A 15,208-nucleotide genomic window follows, 5' to 3' on the forward strand; every position below is an offset into this window, starting at 1 on the left:
AGCTTCAAAGGGCGCTGTTTCACCGGAGTTTCGCGACCATTAATACTTCCGTTCGGAAGTATCACTGCCTGTCGCCGCTCCACGCGTCGAGGTCCGCGGCCACCGTGAAGTCCAGGCCGTCCGCCTCCGCCAGATAGATCCGCTGCCGGACATGACGGCCGGTCAGCCGCAGCAGCCCCCGGGCGCCCTCGTAACTCACCTGGTCCGCGGCGCGTTCGATGGCCGCGACCTCCGGCGAGCCGGCCCGGGCGATCAGCGCGGCCAGCAGCAGCACGCCCTCGTAGCAGGACTCCCCCAGGCTGCCGGGGGCCGGCGCGGTCAGTCCGTGGCGGGCGGCGTAGCGGCCGTGGAAGTCCAGGGTGTCGGCGGTGGCCAGGGAGGCGAAGAACCCGGCCGTGGAGAACAGCCCCTGGGTGGCCCGGGCGCCGCTGGCCATCAGCATGTTCTCGTCCATCAGGGTGGACAGCCGCAGTGTGCGCTGGTGCAAACCCCGGGCGGCGAAGGCCCGGTTGAAGCGCACCGCGTCGCTGCCGACCAGCAGCATCAGCACGGCGTCGGCGTCGGCGGTCTCGATCCGGCGCAGCACCCGGGAGAAGTCATGGGTGGACAGCGGGACATACTCCTCGCCGCAGACCCGGCCGCCGACCGAGCGGATGTAGCGGTGCGCGGCCCGGCTGGTGCGGCGCGGCCAGACATAGTCGTTGCCGACCACGAACCAGCGGCCCACGCGCAGTTCGGCGCTGAGCAGCCGGACGGCCGGCAGCAGCTGGCTGTCCGGGGTCTCGGAGGTGAGATACAGGCCCTCGGTGCGTTCCCCGCCCTCGTAGAGTGCCGTATACACATACGGCACCCGGCCGGCGATGCGCGGCGCCACCGCCTGCCGCACCGAGGAGATGTGCCAGCCGGTGACGCCCTCCACCAGGCCGGAGCCGACCAGGGCGGCCACCTCGTCGGCCACCTGCCCGGGCGGTGCGCCGCCGTCGACGGGCACCAGGCGCAGCTCCCGGCCGAGCACCCCGCCGGCCGCGTTGATCTCCTCGGCGGCCAGCCCGGCGCACAGTTCGCAGGCCGGGCCGAAGATCCCGGCCGGGCCCTGGGCGGGGACGACCAGCGCCACCCGGAGCGCGTCGGCGTCCGGCAGCAGCGGACGGCCCGTCTCCGCCGCCCGCCCGGTCCACCGCATATGCCCCGGTGCTCCCCCACCGCGCTCCATCGGCCCATGATGGCGTGTTTGTACGATGGTTGTCCCACCGGACCGAGGAGCGAGATGCCATGACGTCTGCCCGGCGCCCCCATCATCTGTACGGGCTGCTGGCCCGGGCGGAGCGGCTTGCCGCCCGCCAGGTCCGGGAGGTGCTCGACGAGCAGGGCTGCACCGTGGAGGCATGGCGGGTGATGTCCCAGCTCGCGGACGGGGAGGGACACCGGATGTCGGCGATCGCCGAGCAGGCGCTGCTGCCGCCGCCCACCCTCACCCGGCTGATGGACCAGTTGGTGGACGACGGGCTGGTGCACCGCAGGATCGATCCGATGGACCGGCGGCGCATTCTGGCGTATCTCACCCCGCGCGGGGAGGACTACTGGCAGCGGCTGGACGAACGGGTGCGTGAGCGCTGGGCCGCCCTTCCCGGCAGCGGCGACGACGAGCTGCTCGCCGTGCTGCTCGACCGCCTCATCGCCGGTCTGGACCTCCCCCGCGAGACCGCCGAAGCCGGCCCCCCGCCGACCACCGCCCTGCACGCCTGAGCCGGCGCCGCGCGGCGGCTCCGTGCGGGTGTGATGGCGGCAATCGGGGCGATTTGTCATGTTTTATTGGCACTCATACCGTTACGCTGCGCCACAAGAGGGTGACGCGGCGGTACCGGCGGCGCCGCTTGGCGGCGCGCGGACCACGCGCCTCTCCGCCCGCACAGGAGGAGTGACGTTGTCCGACACCACACGACGCGGCTTCCTCGGCATCGCCGGGAAGGCCGCCGCGGTCGCCGGCGGCGCGACCGCACTGCCCATGATCTGCACCGGAGGGGCGGCCGGCGCCGGGCCCGCAGGCCCGGAGACCGGCCCCGCCGGACTGCCCATCGTCAACCGTCCCGACCACCCCGGCGCGGTCTATCCGCCCGGCGCGGCCCGCACCGCCCACACCGAGCCGGTGAACGCCACCGTCGACTGCGCGCTGACGGGCCGGGAGGGCCGCTGACCATGGCCGTCTTCATCACCCGCGCGCAGTGGGGGGCGCGCGCGCCACGCAACCGGAACACCGACATCACCCCGGGCAACGGCGGGGTGACCATCCACCATGTGGGCGGCACCCGCACCGCGAGGTCCAGCCATGACGACTGCGCGGCGCAGGTGCGGTCCATCCAGAACCAGCACATGGACACCAACGGCTGGGCGGACATCGCCTATTCGCATCTGAGCTGCGTGCACGGCCATGTGTTCCAGGGCCGGGGCGAGGGCTACCGCACCGCCGCCAACGGCACCGACTCCGGCAACCAGGACTGGTACGCGGTCTGCGGCCTGACCGGCGGCACGCCGAGCGCCTACGACACCATGACGGCCGAGCTGCGCGACGCCTTCCGCCTGGCCGTCGCCAGGCTGCGGGCGCTCGGCGGCGCGGCCACCGCGATCAACGGCCACCTCAACCATCTGGCCACCGCCTGTCCGGGCAATCTCTACACCTGGGTGCAGAACGGAACGCTGGCCCCGGGCACCGTCCGGACACACACCGTGCAGGCCGGGGAGACGCTGTATGCGATCGGGCAGCGGTACGGCGTCGCCTGGACGTCCATCGCCGACCGCAACGGCATCCGCGATCCGTATCTCATCTACGTCGGCCAGCGGCTGCTGATCTCCTACTGACCGGCCGGCCCCGGCGCGGGCGGCCCCCCGGACTCTTCCCGGGGGCCGCCCGCGCCGCTACGTTCGGGTATGGGAGCGCTCCCGTACGTGCACCTGCCCGACGTCAGCCGCACGCCGCACGCATGTACCCGAGGAGAGCCGCCGCATGTCCCTCCGACTCCTCCGACTCCGCCGACTCCGCCGGCCAGGACACCGCCGCCGCACCGGCGTCGCCGCCGCCCTGCTGCTCGTCCCGGCCCTGCTGCTGACCGGGGCCGGCCCGGTGGCCGGCGCCCATGCTTCCGGACCGCCGCCGCGCGCCGGCAACCCCTACCAGGACGCCCGGCTCTATGTGAACCCGGAGTGGTCCGCCCGTGCGGCCTCGGTGCCCGGCGGGGAGGCCGTCGCCGGCGAACCCACCGCCGTCTGGGTGGAACGCTCCTCCGCCATCACCGGGCCGGACGGACCGGCCGGGCGGACCCTGGGACTGGTGGACCATCTGGACGAGGCGGTGGCCCAGGACGCCGATCTGATCCAGATCGTGCTGCACGGCCTGCCCAACCGCTCCTGCCACCGCCTGGACGCGGACGGCGAGCTGGGCCCGGGCGAGGTGGACCGCTACCGCACCGAGTTCATCGACCCCGTCATCGAACTGCTGGCCGATCCCGCCTATGCCTCGCTGGAGGTGATGGCGTTGGTGGAGCCCGAGGCGCTGGCCAATCTGGTGGTCCACACCGGCTCCCGCCCCTGGACCACCTACCCCTGTGACCAGGCACTGGCGACCGGCGACTACCTGCTGGGGATCTCCTACGCCCTGGACCGGCTCGGCGAACTGCCGAACGTCTACAGCTATCTGGACGCCTCGCACCACGGGCTGATGGGCTGGGACGACAACTTCCACCCGTTCGCGGATCTGCTGCACACCGCGGCCACCATCGACGGGACGACCGTGGACGATGTGCACGGCATCGTGGTCAACGCCGCCGGCTACGGCGCCACGCACGAGCCCTACTTCGGCATCGGCGACTTCGTCCACGGCGTCTCTGTGCGCCAGTCGCGGTGGGTGGACTGGAACAGCTATGCCGATGAACTGTCCTATGGACAGGCGCTGCGCCAGGAACTGATCGGCAAGGGCTTCGGCCCGGACCTCGGCCTGGTCATCGACACCTCGCGCAACGGCTGGGGCGGCCCCGGCCGCCCGGCCGGCTCCCCCGTCACCGGCGACGTCAACACCTATGTGGACGGCAGCCGCATCGACCGCCGCACCCACACCCTCCAGTGGTGCAACCAGGCCGGGGCCGGCCTGGGCGAGCGGCCGGCGGCCTCCCCCGGCCCGGCCGGGGTGGACGCCTACGCCTGGATCAAGCCGCCGGGGGAATCGGACGGAAGCGACGGCACCGGCCTGCCCCGCGACCACGGCGTCCTCCAGGACCGCCAGTGCGAGGTGACGGACCGCTGGGGCCATCCGACCCAGGCGCTGCCCGGCTCGCCGCACCGGGGCCGCTGGTTCCCCGAGCACTTCGCGGGCCTGCTCGCCAACGCCCATCCCCCGCTCGACTGACATCGACGGGAGCATCCACAGGCCGCCGGGCGTCTTCGGAAGGTGGTCGCCGAAGGCGCCCGGCCCCGTCCCGCCGTCCGGTACCGGGCGGGTACGGTGGTGTCCGTCCGCCCATGCGACCGCCGCGCCCCGTCCGCCCGGAAGCCCGGCCCCGGACGCCCGCCCCGGAAATCCGTCCCCAAGGTCCGTCCCCGAAGTCCGTCCCGAAAGCGTTCATGACCTTCTCCCCCACCCCGCTGCTCCGCTCCGCCGTGGCCCTCAGACTGCGCCGGGCCGGATGCGTCTTCGCCGAGGAGGAGGCGGAACTGCTGATGACGGCCGCGCGGACGGTCGCCGAGCTGGACACGATGACCGGCCGCCGGGCCGGCGGCGAGCCGCTGGAACACGTCGTCGGCTGGGCCGGCTTCTGCGGCCTGCGGATCTTCGTGGACCCGGGCGTCTTCATACCCCGCCGCCGGACCGAGTTCCTGGTCCGGCACGCCGCCGGCCTGGACCGGCCCGCCGAGCCGGTGGTGGTGGACCTGTGCTGCGGCTCCGGCGCGGTCGGCGCCGCGCTTACCACTGCCCTGGACGGCGTGGCCGAGCTGCACGCCGCCGATATCGACCCGGCCGCCGTGCGCTGCGCCGGCCGCAATCTCGCCCCGCTGGGCGGCCAGGTCCACCAGGGTGACCTCTTCGCCGCGCTCCCGGCCCGCCTGCGCGGCCGGATCACTCTGCTCACCGCCAACACCCCGTACGTCCCCAGCGGCGAGATCCCGTTGCTGCCGCCGGAGGCCCGCCTCCACGAACCCCGTGCCGCCCTGGACGGCGGCCCCGACGGGCTGGACGTCCAGCGCCGCCTGGCCGCCGAGGCCGCCGCCTGGCTCGCGCCCGGCGGCCACCTGCTGGTCGAGGCGAGCAGCCGCCAGGCCGGCGAAGCCGCCGCCGTCTTCACCGCCCACGGCCTGACCGCCCGGATCACCGCCTCCGAGGACCACGACACCACCGTCGTCACCGCCACCGCCACCGCCGCCGCGCCCGCCGGCACCGGCCGCTCCCGCTGACGCGCCGGGCGCCCCACCGGCTCGGGGCGGGCCGGGCGGGCATACGCGGGAGCGCGCCGCGCACACCACCGCGCGGGGAGTCACTGCCCCTTTCGGACGCGGACGGCGGGAAATCCTCAGGCCATGGACATGACCGTGATCGCCGCCTCCAACGTCCTGTGGCTGGTGATCTACCTTCTGATCATCCGGGCCGGCATCCGGGACCGCAGCTACGGGATGCCGGTGGTGGCGCTGTGCGTGAACCTCGCCTGGGAGGCCAACTACACCTTTGTGCGCCCCTACGAGGGCGGACTGTGGCTCACCAACGCCGCCTGGCTGCTCCTCGACTGCGGAATCCTGTACACGGTCGTGCGCTACGGGCCGGCCGAGTTCCGTCCGCTGCCCGCACGCCTGTTCCTGCCGTCCCTCGCGGCGCTCATGGTGATGTGCTGGTTCGGCACGGAGGCGCTCATCCGTCACTTCGAGGCCGGGAGCACCGTGGAGAACGGCGCCACCTACTCGGCGCTGGCGCTGAATCTGGCGATGTCCGGGCTGTTCCTGGCCATGCTGGCGCAGCGGCGCTCCGCCGCCGGACAGTCCCGCGTCATCGCCCTGGGCAAGCTGCTGGCCGGTCTGGGCGTGGCGGCCGGCGTCCGCCTCTGGGTGCGGGACGGCACGGTGAACGGCAGCGCGCTGCTGGACTTCCTGGTGGTGTCCGTGGTGCTGCTCGACGCCGCCTACCTCGCCGCGCTGCACGCCGTGGCCCGGGCGCGGGCCCCGGAAGCCGGCCCGGCCGGAGCCCGCCGGCCCGCACCGCGGACGGAGGCACCATGACAGCGCCCGCACCGCGACCGGCGACCGCCTTCGCCGTCGAGCCGCTCACCCGCAACTGCCGCGATGTCCTCGTCCGGGGCGATCACGTGCTGATCGGCGTGTCCCCCGGAAACGGCTACTTCACCGAGACCCGCCTGACCGAGCTGCTGTGCTGGGCCGCCGGGGCGTTCCGGCGGATCGATGTGATGATCCCGGACTGCGCCGAGGCCGAGACCTGGATCGCTCTGGGCCACACCCCGGAGCAGGCCCGCCACAAGGCCCGGGCGAAGGCGCGGCGCGTCCGCAACCGCGTCACCCGGGCGTGGGCAGCCGCCGCCGTACCGGCCGCCGGATTCGGCCTGCACCTGCTGTCGGAATTCACCGCCCTGCCCCGCTACCGGGCCCTGGTGCGGGAGACCGAACGGGCCCTGACCCGCGACGGCGGGCTGCACGAGGGCTACCGGCGGGCGGTGCACGCCGCGCTCCGCGCCCATCTGGCGGGCGCCGACCCCACGCCGGAGCAGACCCGCCGCGCCATGCGCTACCTCACCGCGGAGACGCCCTTCCTGCTGGACTCCCCCGGCCTGCTCGACGCGGCCAGCTCGGTGCTCGTCTACCACCGGCGCATGGAGTTCCTGGAACCGGTCTTCCTCGGCCGCACCCCGCTGCACCCGAGCCGGCACCAGGCGTTCGCCGTGGTCCGCCCGGCCGGCGCCGACGACGCCGGCGCCGACGCACCGGGCAACGGCGGGGACCCGGCATGAGCACCCGGGAGCTGGACGCGGCGGGCATCCGCGGCCCGCTGCTGCGCCACGCCTACCGCAGGTGCCGCCGGCTGCTCTCCGGGCGGGACCACGCCCTGCAGGGCTGGCTCCGGTCCCGGCTGCGGCCCGCCGTCCGGCCCTACTGGGACGCCATGTTCGCCTACTGCGGCTACGCCGACGACCTCACCGACGACCCGCACCGCGGCCCGGAGCGGCGCCGCGCGGACTTCGACCGCTTCGCCGCCCTGTCCTTCCGGATTCTCGACAGCGGCCCCGGCCGCGGACGGGGACAGGGGCGCGGACGGCCGCCGCTGCCCCGGCCCGGCACCGCGTACTCCGTCTGCCTGGCCTTCGCCGATCTGGCCCGCACCTGGCATCTGGACCGGGAGAGCATCGCGATCGCCGCCGCTGCCGCCCGGGACGACATCGCGGTCTCCGGCTACCGGACCGCGGCCGAGCTGGAACGCTACATGTACGGCGTCAGCGGCCAGCCCGCCCGCTGGGCCGGGGCCCTGCTCGGGCTGCGGGACGACGCCGGGCTGCTGGCATGGGGCTATGGCCTGCAGACCGTCGATTCCCTGCTGGATCTGGAGGAGGACCTGCGCCTGGGCAAGCTCTATCTCCCGCTGGAGGATCTCCGGCGGTGCGGCACCACGCGGGAGGAGACGGAGGCGGCGGTCGCGGCCCGCCGGGCCACCGACGGGCTGCGCCGGCTGGTCGGCGTGCAGGCGGACCGGGCCGGCCGCTATCTGGCCGAGGCCGCGGAACGGTTCCGGCCGGCCCCCGGGCCCGGGCACGAGGTCGTCCATCTGTCGCTCGGCCACGCCCGGCGGCTGGTGGCGGTCCTGGAGCAGTACGGCAACGACCCGTTCCGGGCGTTCAGCCCGCTCCGGTGAGGCCGCCGGGCTCCCGGTCCCCGCCCTCCTCGATCACGGACACCACCTCGTCCAGCGCCCGGTCCAGCAGGGCGGGGAAGTCCGCCGCGCTCATCGGGCCGCACATGGTCTCCTCCAGCCGCTCCCGGACGCGGACCAGGCGCGGGTCGGGTCCGCCGCCGCAGAGGTCCAGCAGTTCCAGGGTGCGGCGGGCCCCGTCGGCGCAGCGTGCCACCCCGTAGCCGGGGGGCTCGTTGAGCAGGCCCCGGGCGCTGCTCAGCAGAAAGGCGGCCAGCAGGGTCAGCCCCTCGGCCGCCGCGGACGCCGGCGGCCCCGGCGGCACCGGAGGCACCGGAGGCTCAGTCCCATGACTCATATCTGATCACCTCGCTGCGCTCCCGGCGGGCGGCCGGCTCCGGGATGCGGGCGGGCCGTCCGAGCGGCACCAGCAGCAGCGGTTCCAGGGCCGGCGGCAGCCGCACCAGGCGCCGCACCGCCGCGCGGTCGAAGCTGCTCACCGGACAGCCGCCCAGGCCCACGGCATGCGCGGCCAGCAGCAGATTCTCCACCGCCATGGCGACGCACAGCATGCCCGCGTCCCAGGGGGCGGCCGGCTCGCCGACCGCCCGGTCGCGGTCGAAGCACGCCACCACCACCAGCGGCGGCAGGCCGATCATGCCGGGTGCGAAGGCGCGCAGGCACCGCACCATGCGCGGAGCGCGCACCGCGAGAAAGCCCCACGCCTGCTTGTTGGCCGCCGTGGGGGCGGTGACCGTGACCTCCAGCAGCCGGTCCAGCAGTGCGTCGTCCACCGGCTCGGCGGTGTAGCGGCGGACCACCGCCCGGCCGCGCAGCACCCGCAGCACCTCCTCGCCCTCACCGGTCGGCTCCACCCCGTCCTCGCCTCCCCCGCGGGTGCCCGCAGGTACCCGCGTCCCGTCCGTGCGGCCGGCCCGGCCGCCGTGTCCCGGTTCTCCCCCGCCCCCGCGCCGCCGCCACGCCCCGCGCGCCGCGTTCACCCGTCCGAGCGAGCGCGCACCGTGGAACGAGGGGTCCCGGACACCGGACGGACATGAGCTTCGAGGCCGCGGCCGTCGACGCGGTATGCCCCGCCGCCCGCGGCCTCCGGGGCCCCGGCCGGCCGCGTCAGCCCACGATCACGAAGCTGAAGTCGCGGTCGGCAAGTGAGCCGTCGCTGGCGCTGGTGAAGATCTCGGCGCGGGCGGTGCCCACGGTGGCCAGATGCGCGTCGTCCGCCATCCACCAGTTGCTGCCCCAGATGCTGACCGCGCCGCTGGGCACCCCGGGGAAGGGCACGCCGAACTCGATGACATACCGGCCCGCGCCCCGCTTGGAGACGGTGAAGTTGCCGCTGCCGCCGGCGATCGAGGCATCGGCGCGAATGGTCCCGCGCACCATCATCCGCCCGGTCCCCCCTCCGTCGTCGTCGCCGTCGTCGGGGGCGGCGCGTCGCAGGTGCAGCGTGGTGCCGTAGTAGTCGTCCAGCCAGATCCGGCGCTCCGGGCCATCGCCCTCCAGGGCCGGGTTGCCGAGGACGACGGGGCTGCCGCTGCCCGGATTGACGGTGACCGTGACGTCTTCCAGGCACCAGGCCGAGCCGGGACCCGCGGGCGCCAGCCGCAGATAGGCGGGGAAGCGGTCGAGGTCGGCGGTGTCCAGGCCGGGTGAGCGCGGGTCATTGAATTCCGCGTCGAAAACATCGGCCTCCTCGCCGAGGGTGAAGGTGTCCTCGGCACCACGGGCGAGCCCGGCCGCGCTCTTGCGCAGCCGGAACTCCCGTCCGGCAAGGCCGAGGTAGACGGCGCCCACGGTTTCGGCACCACGGACGTCGGCGGTGTGAATCCGGACCGTGATCGAGATGATGGCCGGCATGACGGACCTCCTGGGTCGGGGTTGTGCGGGTCCGGAGCCTGGCTGCCCGTATGGCCGGGACGGCAGTCCACCCGCACGAGTGCCACCGGTGTGCCGGGCGGCGCGGCGTCCCGGAACGCGCCCCGTGGCGCTTCCGGCTCCGGTGATGTCCTCGGATGTGCCGCGGTACCGGTCGGTGAGAGGCGGGCGTGACACCTGTGCGCTGCCCGGGGATGGCGAACCGGTAGTTGTGCGTGCCGACGTGCCGTTTCCCTTTCCGGCCGCGTGACCGGCTGCCGGTCATCCGGCAGCCGGTCGCGACCGCCGCGTCAGGGAGTGAGCTCCCCGGTCTTCATCGCGGCAACAAAGCCCCTCCAGGCCGGTGCCCGGAAGACGAAGGCCGGGCCGGCCGGGTCCTTCGAGTCCCGGACGGCCATCACACCCCCGCCCAGCCGCGCCCCGGCGACACAGGCGCCGCCCTGGTCATTGCTGTGGCTGGAGGTGAACCACTCGGCATGGCCCAGAGAGCCGGTTCCCCTGGTCCTCATGCTGCGACCGCCCCTGCCTTTAGCGCCGTGACGAAGCTGTTCCATACATCGCCGGGGAAGACGAAGGCCGGGCCGGCCGGGTCCTTCGAGTCCCGGACGGCCATCACACCCCCGCCCAGCCGCGCCCCGGCGACACAGTTGCCGCCCTGGTCATTGCTGTGGCTGGAGGTGAACCAGTCGGCATGGCGGAGAGAGCCGGTTCCGGTTCCTGTGCTGGTGATCATCGCGTCAGTGCTCCTCGATCGCTTTCTTGATCATGTCTAGGGACTCCTCGGGCCCCGGGGCAAGGGCTTGCAGATCGGTGAACGCCTCCTCGTAGCGCTCCACATCGGACGGCTGGCGGCCGACCCAGGCGTCCGCCAGGTTCTCCAGATAGACGATGGACTTGAGGGCGGCGCCCTCCGGGAAGTGCAGGATGGCGAAGCTGCCGTTCATGCCGGGGTGGCGGCCCGCCCGGAACGGAACGACCTGGACGCGCACATTGGGCAGCGCCTCCGCCAGCTCCACAATGTGGGTGAGCTGTTCCCGCATCAGTTCGGCGCTGCCGACCCGCCGCAGCAGCACCGCCTCGTTGATGATCGCGGTGAACCGGAGCGGAGGCCGCCTCTCACGCAGCGCCTCCTGCCGGGCCATGCGGACGGCGACCAGCCGGTTGACGTCCTCCTCCGGCATGCCCCGGTGGGCGTCCCGGTGGATCGTCCGGACGTACGCCTCGGTCTGGAGCAGGCCGGGGACGAACTCGGCCTCGTAGTTGTGCAGCGCGCTCGCCGTCGCTTCGAGCCCGAGGAACGCCTTGAACACCGGCTTGATCACCGGGCGGTACTCGGGCGACTGCCACCAGTCCTTTCTCGTCTTGGTGACCGCCGCGTATCCCATGAGGTGGGTACGGGTCTCGGCGTCGGCGCCGTACAGCTCGCACAGGGCCATGACATCCGCCTGTTCGACGGTGGTGTTCTCGCCCGTTTCCAGGCGGGTGAGCTTCGACGGACTCCACAGCAGCCGCTTGACGACCTGGCTGCCCTTCAGCCCTGCGGCCAGGCGCAGGCGGCGGAGTTCGCTTCCGAGCTGCAGCCGGCACAGGGCGGGCGTCGCGGACTCGATGTCGGTGATCACGCGCGGTCGTCCTCTCTCCGTTCAGTCTGACGGGACGCTTTCGCCGCCCACAAGAAACGTTCTGCGCCAGCGTGCGGCGGTGTTTTTTCTGCGCGCAACTCCCCCAGCACAGAAGTTCCTTGCACAGAAATTTGAGATCAGAATTCTCTGAATCCTGACCGAACTTGGCGCCCCCGGTGCCATTCTGGATACGGCTGCTCACGGAGCGCGGTCGCGGCCGCGCCGGGAGGGGAGTTGAGCGCGCCTGAGCCGGAGAAACCGCCATGACGCCGGGAGGCCCCATGACTGTGACGCAGAGGTCGGTCACCAGCCGGAACGGCTACGCGTGGGACATAACGGTACAGGCGTCCTCCCTTGAGCAGTGGCGCAACGAAGTCGCCGAGGCGGTCAGGGCCTTGGGCGGCGACCCGGAAGCCGTCGCGGTCGCCCGGCTCGGAGCATCGGAACTGCTCGCCAACGTCCTCAAGCACACCGACGACCGCTGGTGCCGCCTGAGAGTCGAGAGACAGGGCGACAGCATCTGGGTCGGTACCTCCGACCGCTCCCTGGAGGTGCCCGCGGTCACCGTCCCGCGCCGGGACGGTGAGAGCGGGCGCGGGCTGTGGCTGCTGCGCGAGATGACCGCCGTCCTCGGCTACAGCTGCACCCCCGGCGGCAAGACCGTCTGGTTCCGCGTCCCGCTGTCTGCTCCGGCGCACCCGGGCTCGGAACGGCGAGGGACGGCGCCGCCGCAGGCGGGTCGGCGGAATCCGTGAGTGACCTGGATCTCGCCGGTGATGTGGGCGTTGAACTCGTCCGGTTCCTCCGCCGGGACCCAGAGTTCGAGGATGGTGCGGCCGCCGGCCTGCTGGACGGGGTAGCGGGAGAGGAAGTCGCTCCCGACCTCGAAGCGAGTGACGTAGCCCGCTCCGTCGTGCTTGACGTTCCAGTCCCGGGCGATCTTGATCGCGTACTCCTCGGTGAGCACGGGGTAGAAGAACGGCTGTTCGGGCAGACGCGGCGGCCAGGCCCCCAGTTCGAGCGGCGGACCAGCTCCAGTTCCTTCGGCCCGGTCGGGCGCCACAGGGTGGTGGTTGCGGGCCTGCCGCTCATGGCGTCACCCTTCGCGTGTCTCGTGATGTCGCGGCGCGATCGGCCGGGATGCGCACGATAGCCGTGCGGACAGGTGCCGGGCCACGCGATTTCAGCGGTGGGACAGGACCGGGCGTCATCAGGGCTCGGCAAGGAGGTCGTCGAGGTCCGGGCGTGGGCCGTGGTGCGCGTCCGCGGTGGCGGCCGGGTACCGGGCGCTGTGCCGGGAGCTCTCCACCGTGCCGGTCATCCAGGTGCGCGTGGAGCGCAGGCAGTAGTCGATCACCCGCCCAGGTGCGGTGGCCGGGACGGAAAGCGGCGAGCAGCCGTCGAAGCACGGCAGCACGCAACTGCACAGCCGCTGGGCGGCGATATACGCCTCCGCACCGGGAATCGCCCGCCGCCGACGGCAGTGCAGTTCGTACTCGACGGCCGCAGGGACTGTTCGCAGTGCTCCGCGTACCTCTCCCGTCCAGCCTCGGAGGTCGTCAGCCCCAGCCAGCAGCGGGCGGTTGGCAGCACTCGCGGATCGTCGGGACGGCATCGTCCGGTGGCTAGTGCTGGCGGGCATGTTCCAGGGCCGTGCGGTACTCCTGGGTCCATTCGGCGGTTCGCTGATCGGCTGGCAGGCCGGCCAGTCCCTGAGATAGGGCTGCCGCTGCGGATGCGTAGTCACCAAGGCTCAAGCTGACCATGCCAATAGACATCCGGAAGAACTCGGGCGTGTACCAGTACACGATGTCCGGCGGGTCCCCGGCTTCCTCGCTCGCGTGGACGGCTTCCGCGAGAAGCCGTCGAGCTGTCTTGTGGTCTCCGAGATCGGCGTACCCGGTCGCTGCCTGGATGGTGTCGTACACCTGCTGTGTAGGGTGCGCTCCTGGCGCATGAAGGGCGGCGTGGCTCTGACGGACGACTCTGCGGAAGTTGCCCTGCTGTCGCGCGACGTAGCCCTTGAAAGAGACAGCGACAGCAGCCACTACACCGTCGTCGGCCTCGTCCGAGAGCTCCTCGGCCTGGGTGAGAAGTGTGACGGCGCGTTCGTCGTTTCGGAGAGCCGCGTTCAACCAGCCCACGTATTGGTACCACTCGGCAGCTACAGCTACGAGCGCTTGCCGGTGCGGCCCGCGGGCGGCTCGGGCCAGCGAGCCAACGTTGGCAAGTTGCGCGGTGGCCGATTCGATCAAGGCGGCGGGACCAATGGCGTCCTCAAGCCGTCGTTGGGACTTGAGGAGGTCGGCAAGGGCGGCAACGGTCTGCTTGTCGAGTCGTGAGGGGCGTTCCATAACCGCCTTGACACGTGCGCCGCGATCGCATGAGGAGGTCGCCGCGTCGGGTCGTCCGCCAGTCCTTGAGGAATTTCCTAAGGCCCTGACCACGTCGGGCGCGGGGCTGTCCGAGCGCTCGTCCGATGCGAGCCGGTAGAGCTCTCCGCCGGACTCAGTGAGGTCGTCCAGCATCCGGGCAAGCCTCAGCGAGGGTTGTTGCTTCTTGTTGAGCACGCGGCTCAGGAAGGCCCGGTTGTAGCTGAGTTCCCGCGCTGCGGCGGTAATGGAATAGCCGCTGTGTTCGAGTGCCCGCCTGGCCTGCGTCGCGAAATCACTCACTGCAATCAGTCCTCACCGAGGGGGTGACTGGCGCTTGGTCAGTGTAGTCACGCTGTAGTCACGCTTGTCACGTGGTGAGTCATGTATGGCTGCGCCAAGCATGGCCGAGTAAGCACGTACCCCCGCGACGTGGCGACGTCCGGGGGCGTGGCCAACGCTGAGTAGGAGCGCTGACACTTGAACAATAGCGTTCGGATGATCGGATGGAAGGGTGGCCCGTCGCGTCACGCGCGGTTGAGGGCTCAAGGGCATGCTGACACGCTGCTTCTGCCGCGTGTGATGCCGGAACGTAGGGGCCTTGCGTTGGTGCGGCCGTATGTGCGGCTGGTATCAGGGCTGCGGCGGAACGTGCGTCGTCGTCGGCTTGTGGTGCAGGTGGCGCCGGGGCGTTGTTGGGTGGTGCGGCCGTGAGTGCGTGGGTGCGTGTGGGCCAGGTGGTGAAGGATGGCTACTCCCGGCAGGTGGGTGTGATCGTGGCGGTCCGGGGCCGGTTGGTGACGCTGGCGCCGGTGCGGGGCCGTGGTGAGCAGTGGACGACGCAGCGCCGTTTCCTGCGGCGGCTGGGTCTGTTGCATCAGGCGCGTCTTCGGGTGATCGGTGCTCGTCGGCGGGGTGGTCGTCGGTGAGCGAGCGGGAGACGCCGGAGCTGGCGGTGGGTGTGATCGTGCGGGAGAAGGCGACTGACCGCCTGCTTGAGGTGATGGACAAGGTTGGTGGGCGGTGGCAGGCGCGTCCGCTGACCGGTGGCCGGGAGCGGGACATCACACCGGGCGATGTGATCGTGCTGGGTGACCGGTCGTCACTGAGTGTTGAGGGGGCGGTGGCCAATCACCGGTCGCGGTGGGGGGTGCTGGGGTGAGCCGGGCTGTGCTGAAGGCGGCTGAGTGGACGTTGGCGCTGGAGGACTCCCCGGGTGTACCCCGGGCGGTGTTCCTGGCGGTGTGCGCGTCGTGCGGTGCTGAATCTGTGGAGGCCAGGGAGGAGTCGTTGTCGGTGGAGGTGTGGGCGTTGAAGCACACAGGGCTGAACCCCTCGCACCGCCGGTTCACCCTGCACACGGCTCAGCCGTGGCTGGTGTCTCCGGCGCCGGGTAATCCGTACTACGACCGTGAGGCGGTCGAGCGGCACGA

At 72.3% G+C, this 15,208-nt stretch carries 20 protein-coding genes and 1 pseudogene; 11 read left to right on the forward strand and 10 right to left on the reverse strand.

Annotated elements, in window-relative coordinates; all coding sequences use genetic code 11:
- Nucleotides 1-61: 61 nt before the first annotated feature.
- Nucleotides 62-1,183 carry a substrate-binding domain-containing protein gene (locus tag BM242_RS22760; RefSeq protein ID WP_093840766.1) on the reverse strand — a complete coding sequence of 374 codons (1,122 nt, stop codon included), beginning with the start codon at nt 1,181-1,183 and terminating at the stop codon, nt 62-64.
- An 89-nt stretch (nt 1,184-1,272) separates the two neighbouring features.
- On the opposite strand from BM242_RS22760, the gene BM242_RS22765 reads away from it, so the two are divergent.
- The 8 genes from BM242_RS22765 to BM242_RS22800 all read left to right on the forward strand — a co-directional run bounded on the left by BM242_RS22765 (nt 1,273) and on the right by BM242_RS22800 (nt 7,891).
- Nucleotides 1,273-1,746 carry a MarR family winged helix-turn-helix transcriptional regulator gene (locus tag BM242_RS22765; protein WP_093840767.1) on the forward strand — a complete coding sequence of 158 codons (474 nt, stop codon included), beginning with the start codon at nt 1,273-1,275 and terminating at the stop codon, nt 1,744-1,746.
- Nucleotides 1,747-1,924: 178 nt separating this feature from the next.
- Complete coding sequence (locus BM242_RS22770) at nt 1,925-2,194, forward strand: hypothetical protein (protein WP_093840768.1); 270 nt, start codon at nt 1,925-1,927, stop codon at nt 2,192-2,194.
- 2 nt (nt 2,195-2,196) lie between these two features.
- Nucleotides 2,197-2,856: a LysM peptidoglycan-binding domain-containing protein gene (locus BM242_RS22775; protein ID WP_175541532.1), complete on the forward strand. Its 660-nt coding sequence runs from the start codon at nt 2,197-2,199 to the stop codon at nt 2,854-2,856.
- A 145-nt stretch (nt 2,857-3,001) separates the two neighbouring features.
- Nucleotides 3,002-4,396 carry a glycoside hydrolase family 6 protein gene (locus tag BM242_RS22780; protein WP_093840769.1) on the forward strand — a complete coding sequence of 465 codons (1,395 nt, stop codon included), beginning with the start codon at nt 3,002-3,004 and terminating at the stop codon, nt 4,394-4,396.
- 215 nt (nt 4,397-4,611) lie between these two features.
- Complete coding sequence (locus tag BM242_RS22785; protein ID WP_093840770.1) at nt 4,612-5,439, forward strand: putative protein N(5)-glutamine methyltransferase; 828 nt, start codon at nt 4,612-4,614, stop codon at nt 5,437-5,439.
- 123 nt (nt 5,440-5,562) lie between these two features.
- Complete coding sequence (locus tag BM242_RS22790) at nt 5,563-6,252, forward strand: transmembrane-type terpene cyclase (protein ID WP_093840771.1); 690 nt, start codon at nt 5,563-5,565, stop codon at nt 6,250-6,252.
- On the forward strand, nt 6,249-6,995 hold the full coding sequence (locus BM242_RS22795) for a tRNA-dependent cyclodipeptide synthase (RefSeq protein ID WP_093840772.1): 747 nt from the start codon (nt 6,249-6,251) through the stop codon (nt 6,993-6,995). The genes BM242_RS22790 and BM242_RS22795 overlap by 4 nt, the downstream gene beginning before the upstream one ends.
- Nucleotides 6,992-7,891: a squalene/phytoene synthase family protein gene (locus BM242_RS22800; RefSeq protein ID WP_093840773.1), complete on the forward strand. Its 900-nt coding sequence runs from the start codon at nt 6,992-6,994 to the stop codon at nt 7,889-7,891. Before BM242_RS22795 ends, BM242_RS22800 begins: the two co-directional genes overlap by 4 nt.
- On the opposite strand, the gene BM242_RS30930 is transcribed toward BM242_RS22800, so the two are convergent.
- From BM242_RS30930 to BM242_RS22825, 6 genes are all read right to left on the reverse strand, one after another.
- Nucleotides 7,875-8,246 (reverse strand): DUF6092 family protein, encoded by a 372-nt coding sequence (locus BM242_RS30930; protein ID WP_217652572.1) that lies wholly within the window; start codon nt 8,244-8,246, stop codon nt 7,875-7,877. The two genes, BM242_RS22800 and BM242_RS30930, sit on opposite strands and share 17 nt — an antisense overlap.
- Nucleotides 8,230-8,763: a nitroreductase family protein gene (locus BM242_RS22805; RefSeq protein WP_093840774.1), complete on the reverse strand. Its 534-nt coding sequence runs from the start codon at nt 8,761-8,763 to the stop codon at nt 8,230-8,232. Before BM242_RS22805 ends, BM242_RS30930 begins: the two co-directional genes overlap by 17 nt.
- Before the next feature lie 253 nt (nt 8,764-9,016).
- Entirely contained in the window at nt 9,017-9,763 is a 747-nt protein-coding gene (locus BM242_RS29615; RefSeq protein WP_175541533.1) for a hypothetical protein, read from the reverse strand.
- A 308-nt stretch (nt 9,764-10,071) separates the two neighbouring features.
- Nucleotides 10,072-10,290 carry a DUF397 domain-containing protein gene (locus BM242_RS22815; RefSeq protein WP_093840775.1) on the reverse strand — a complete coding sequence of 73 codons (219 nt, stop codon included), beginning with the start codon at nt 10,288-10,290 and terminating at the stop codon, nt 10,072-10,074.
- Nucleotides 10,287-10,514 carry a DUF397 domain-containing protein gene (locus BM242_RS22820; protein ID WP_093840776.1) on the reverse strand — a complete coding sequence of 76 codons (228 nt, stop codon included), beginning with the start codon at nt 10,512-10,514 and terminating at the stop codon, nt 10,287-10,289. The genes BM242_RS22815 and BM242_RS22820 overlap by 4 nt, the downstream gene beginning before the upstream one ends.
- Nucleotides 10,515-10,518: 4 nt before the next feature.
- On the reverse strand, nt 10,519-11,403 hold the full coding sequence (locus tag BM242_RS22825; protein WP_093840777.1) for a helix-turn-helix domain-containing protein: 885 nt from the start codon (nt 11,401-11,403) through the stop codon (nt 10,519-10,521).
- 281 nt (nt 11,404-11,684) lie between these two features.
- On the opposite strand from BM242_RS22825, the gene BM242_RS28660 reads away from it, so the two are divergent.
- Nucleotides 11,685-12,158, forward strand: coding sequence for an ATP-binding protein (locus BM242_RS28660; RefSeq protein WP_175541534.1), 474 nt, complete (start codon nt 11,685-11,687; stop codon nt 12,156-12,158).
- Here BM242_RS28660 and BM242_RS30505 read toward each other — a convergent pair.
- The 3 genes and pseudogenes from BM242_RS30505 to BM242_RS22840 all read right to left on the reverse strand — a co-directional run.
- A pseudogene (locus BM242_RS30505) lies at nt 12,146-12,495 on the reverse strand (ADP-ribosylation/crystallin J1); the annotation flags it as partial. The gene BM242_RS28660 and the pseudogene BM242_RS30505 overlap by 13 nt on opposite strands.
- Nucleotides 12,496-12,613: 118 nt before the next feature.
- On the reverse strand, nt 12,614-13,018 hold the full coding sequence (locus BM242_RS29620; RefSeq protein WP_175541535.1) for a hypothetical protein: 405 nt from the start codon (nt 13,016-13,018) through the stop codon (nt 12,614-12,616).
- Between the two features lie 10 nt (nt 13,019-13,028).
- A complete protein-coding gene (locus tag BM242_RS22840) occupies nt 13,029-14,078 on the reverse strand; it encodes an NsdA family TPR-like regulatory protein (protein ID WP_093840779.1) in 1,050 nt (349 codons plus the stop codon).
- Between the two features lie 622 nt (nt 14,079-14,700).
- Between BM242_RS22840 and BM242_RS22845 the strand changes: the two genes are divergently transcribed.
- Both BM242_RS22845 and BM242_RS29905 read left to right on the forward strand, forming a co-directional pair.
- A complete protein-coding gene (locus tag BM242_RS22845; RefSeq protein ID WP_093840780.1) occupies nt 14,701-14,937 on the forward strand; it encodes a hypothetical protein in 237 nt (78 codons plus the stop codon).
- An 8-nt stretch (nt 14,938-14,945) separates the two neighbouring features.
- Nucleotides 14,946-15,208 (forward strand): DUF7848 domain-containing protein (locus BM242_RS29905; protein WP_093840781.1); only part of this gene is annotated, 263 nt, incomplete at its 3' end.

Source organism: Streptomyces aidingensis, assembly GCF_900112355.1.
GTDB classification, from domain to species: domain Bacteria; phylum Actinomycetota; class Actinomycetes; order Streptomycetales; family Streptomycetaceae; genus Streptomyces; species Streptomyces aidingensis.

Bases quoted from the DNA above. Each gene is read 5' to 3' on its own strand.
- BM242_RS22795 (WP_093840772.1), top strand. From the start codon at position 6,249: ATGACAGCGCCCGCACCGCGACCGGCGACCGCCTTCGCCGTCGAGCCG.
- BM242_RS29620 (WP_175541535.1), bottom strand. From the start codon at position 13,018: ATGCCGTCCCGACGATCCGCGAGTGCTGCCAACCGCCCGCTGCTGGCT.
- BM242_RS22790 (WP_093840771.1), top strand. From the start codon at position 5,563: ATGGACATGACCGTGATCGCCGCCTCCAACGTCCTGTGGCTGGTGATC.
- BM242_RS22820 (WP_093840776.1), bottom strand. From the start codon at position 10,514: ATGATCACCAGCACAGGAACCGGAACCGGCTCTCTCCGCCATGCCGAC.
- BM242_RS22760 (WP_093840766.1), bottom strand. From the start codon at position 1,183: ATGCGGTGGACCGGGCGGGCGGCGGAGACGGGCCGTCCGCTGCTGCCG.
- BM242_RS30930 (WP_217652572.1), bottom strand. From the start codon at position 8,246: ATGAGTCATGGGACTGAGCCTCCGGTGCCTCCGGTGCCGCCGGGGCCG.
- BM242_RS22780 (WP_093840769.1), top strand. From the start codon at position 3,002: ATGTCCCTCCGACTCCTCCGACTCCGCCGACTCCGCCGGCCAGGACAC.
- BM242_RS22765 (WP_093840767.1), top strand. From the start codon at position 1,273: ATGACGTCTGCCCGGCGCCCCCATCATCTGTACGGGCTGCTGGCCCGG.
- BM242_RS22775 (WP_175541532.1), top strand. From the start codon at position 2,197: ATGGCCGTCTTCATCACCCGCGCGCAGTGGGGGGCGCGCGCGCCACGC.
- BM242_RS22800 (WP_093840773.1), top strand. From the start codon at position 6,992: ATGAGCACCCGGGAGCTGGACGCGGCGGGCATCCGCGGCCCGCTGCTG.
- BM242_RS22815 (WP_093840775.1), bottom strand. From the start codon at position 10,290: ATGAGGACCAGGGGAACCGGCTCTCTGGGCCATGCCGAGTGGTTCACC.
- BM242_RS29615 (WP_175541533.1), bottom strand. From the start codon at position 9,763: ATGCCGGCCATCATCTCGATCACGGTCCGGATTCACACCGCCGACGTC.
- BM242_RS28660 (WP_175541534.1), top strand. From the start codon at position 11,685: ATGACTGTGACGCAGAGGTCGGTCACCAGCCGGAACGGCTACGCGTGG.
- BM242_RS22785 (WP_093840770.1), top strand. From the start codon at position 4,612: ATGACCTTCTCCCCCACCCCGCTGCTCCGCTCCGCCGTGGCCCTCAGA.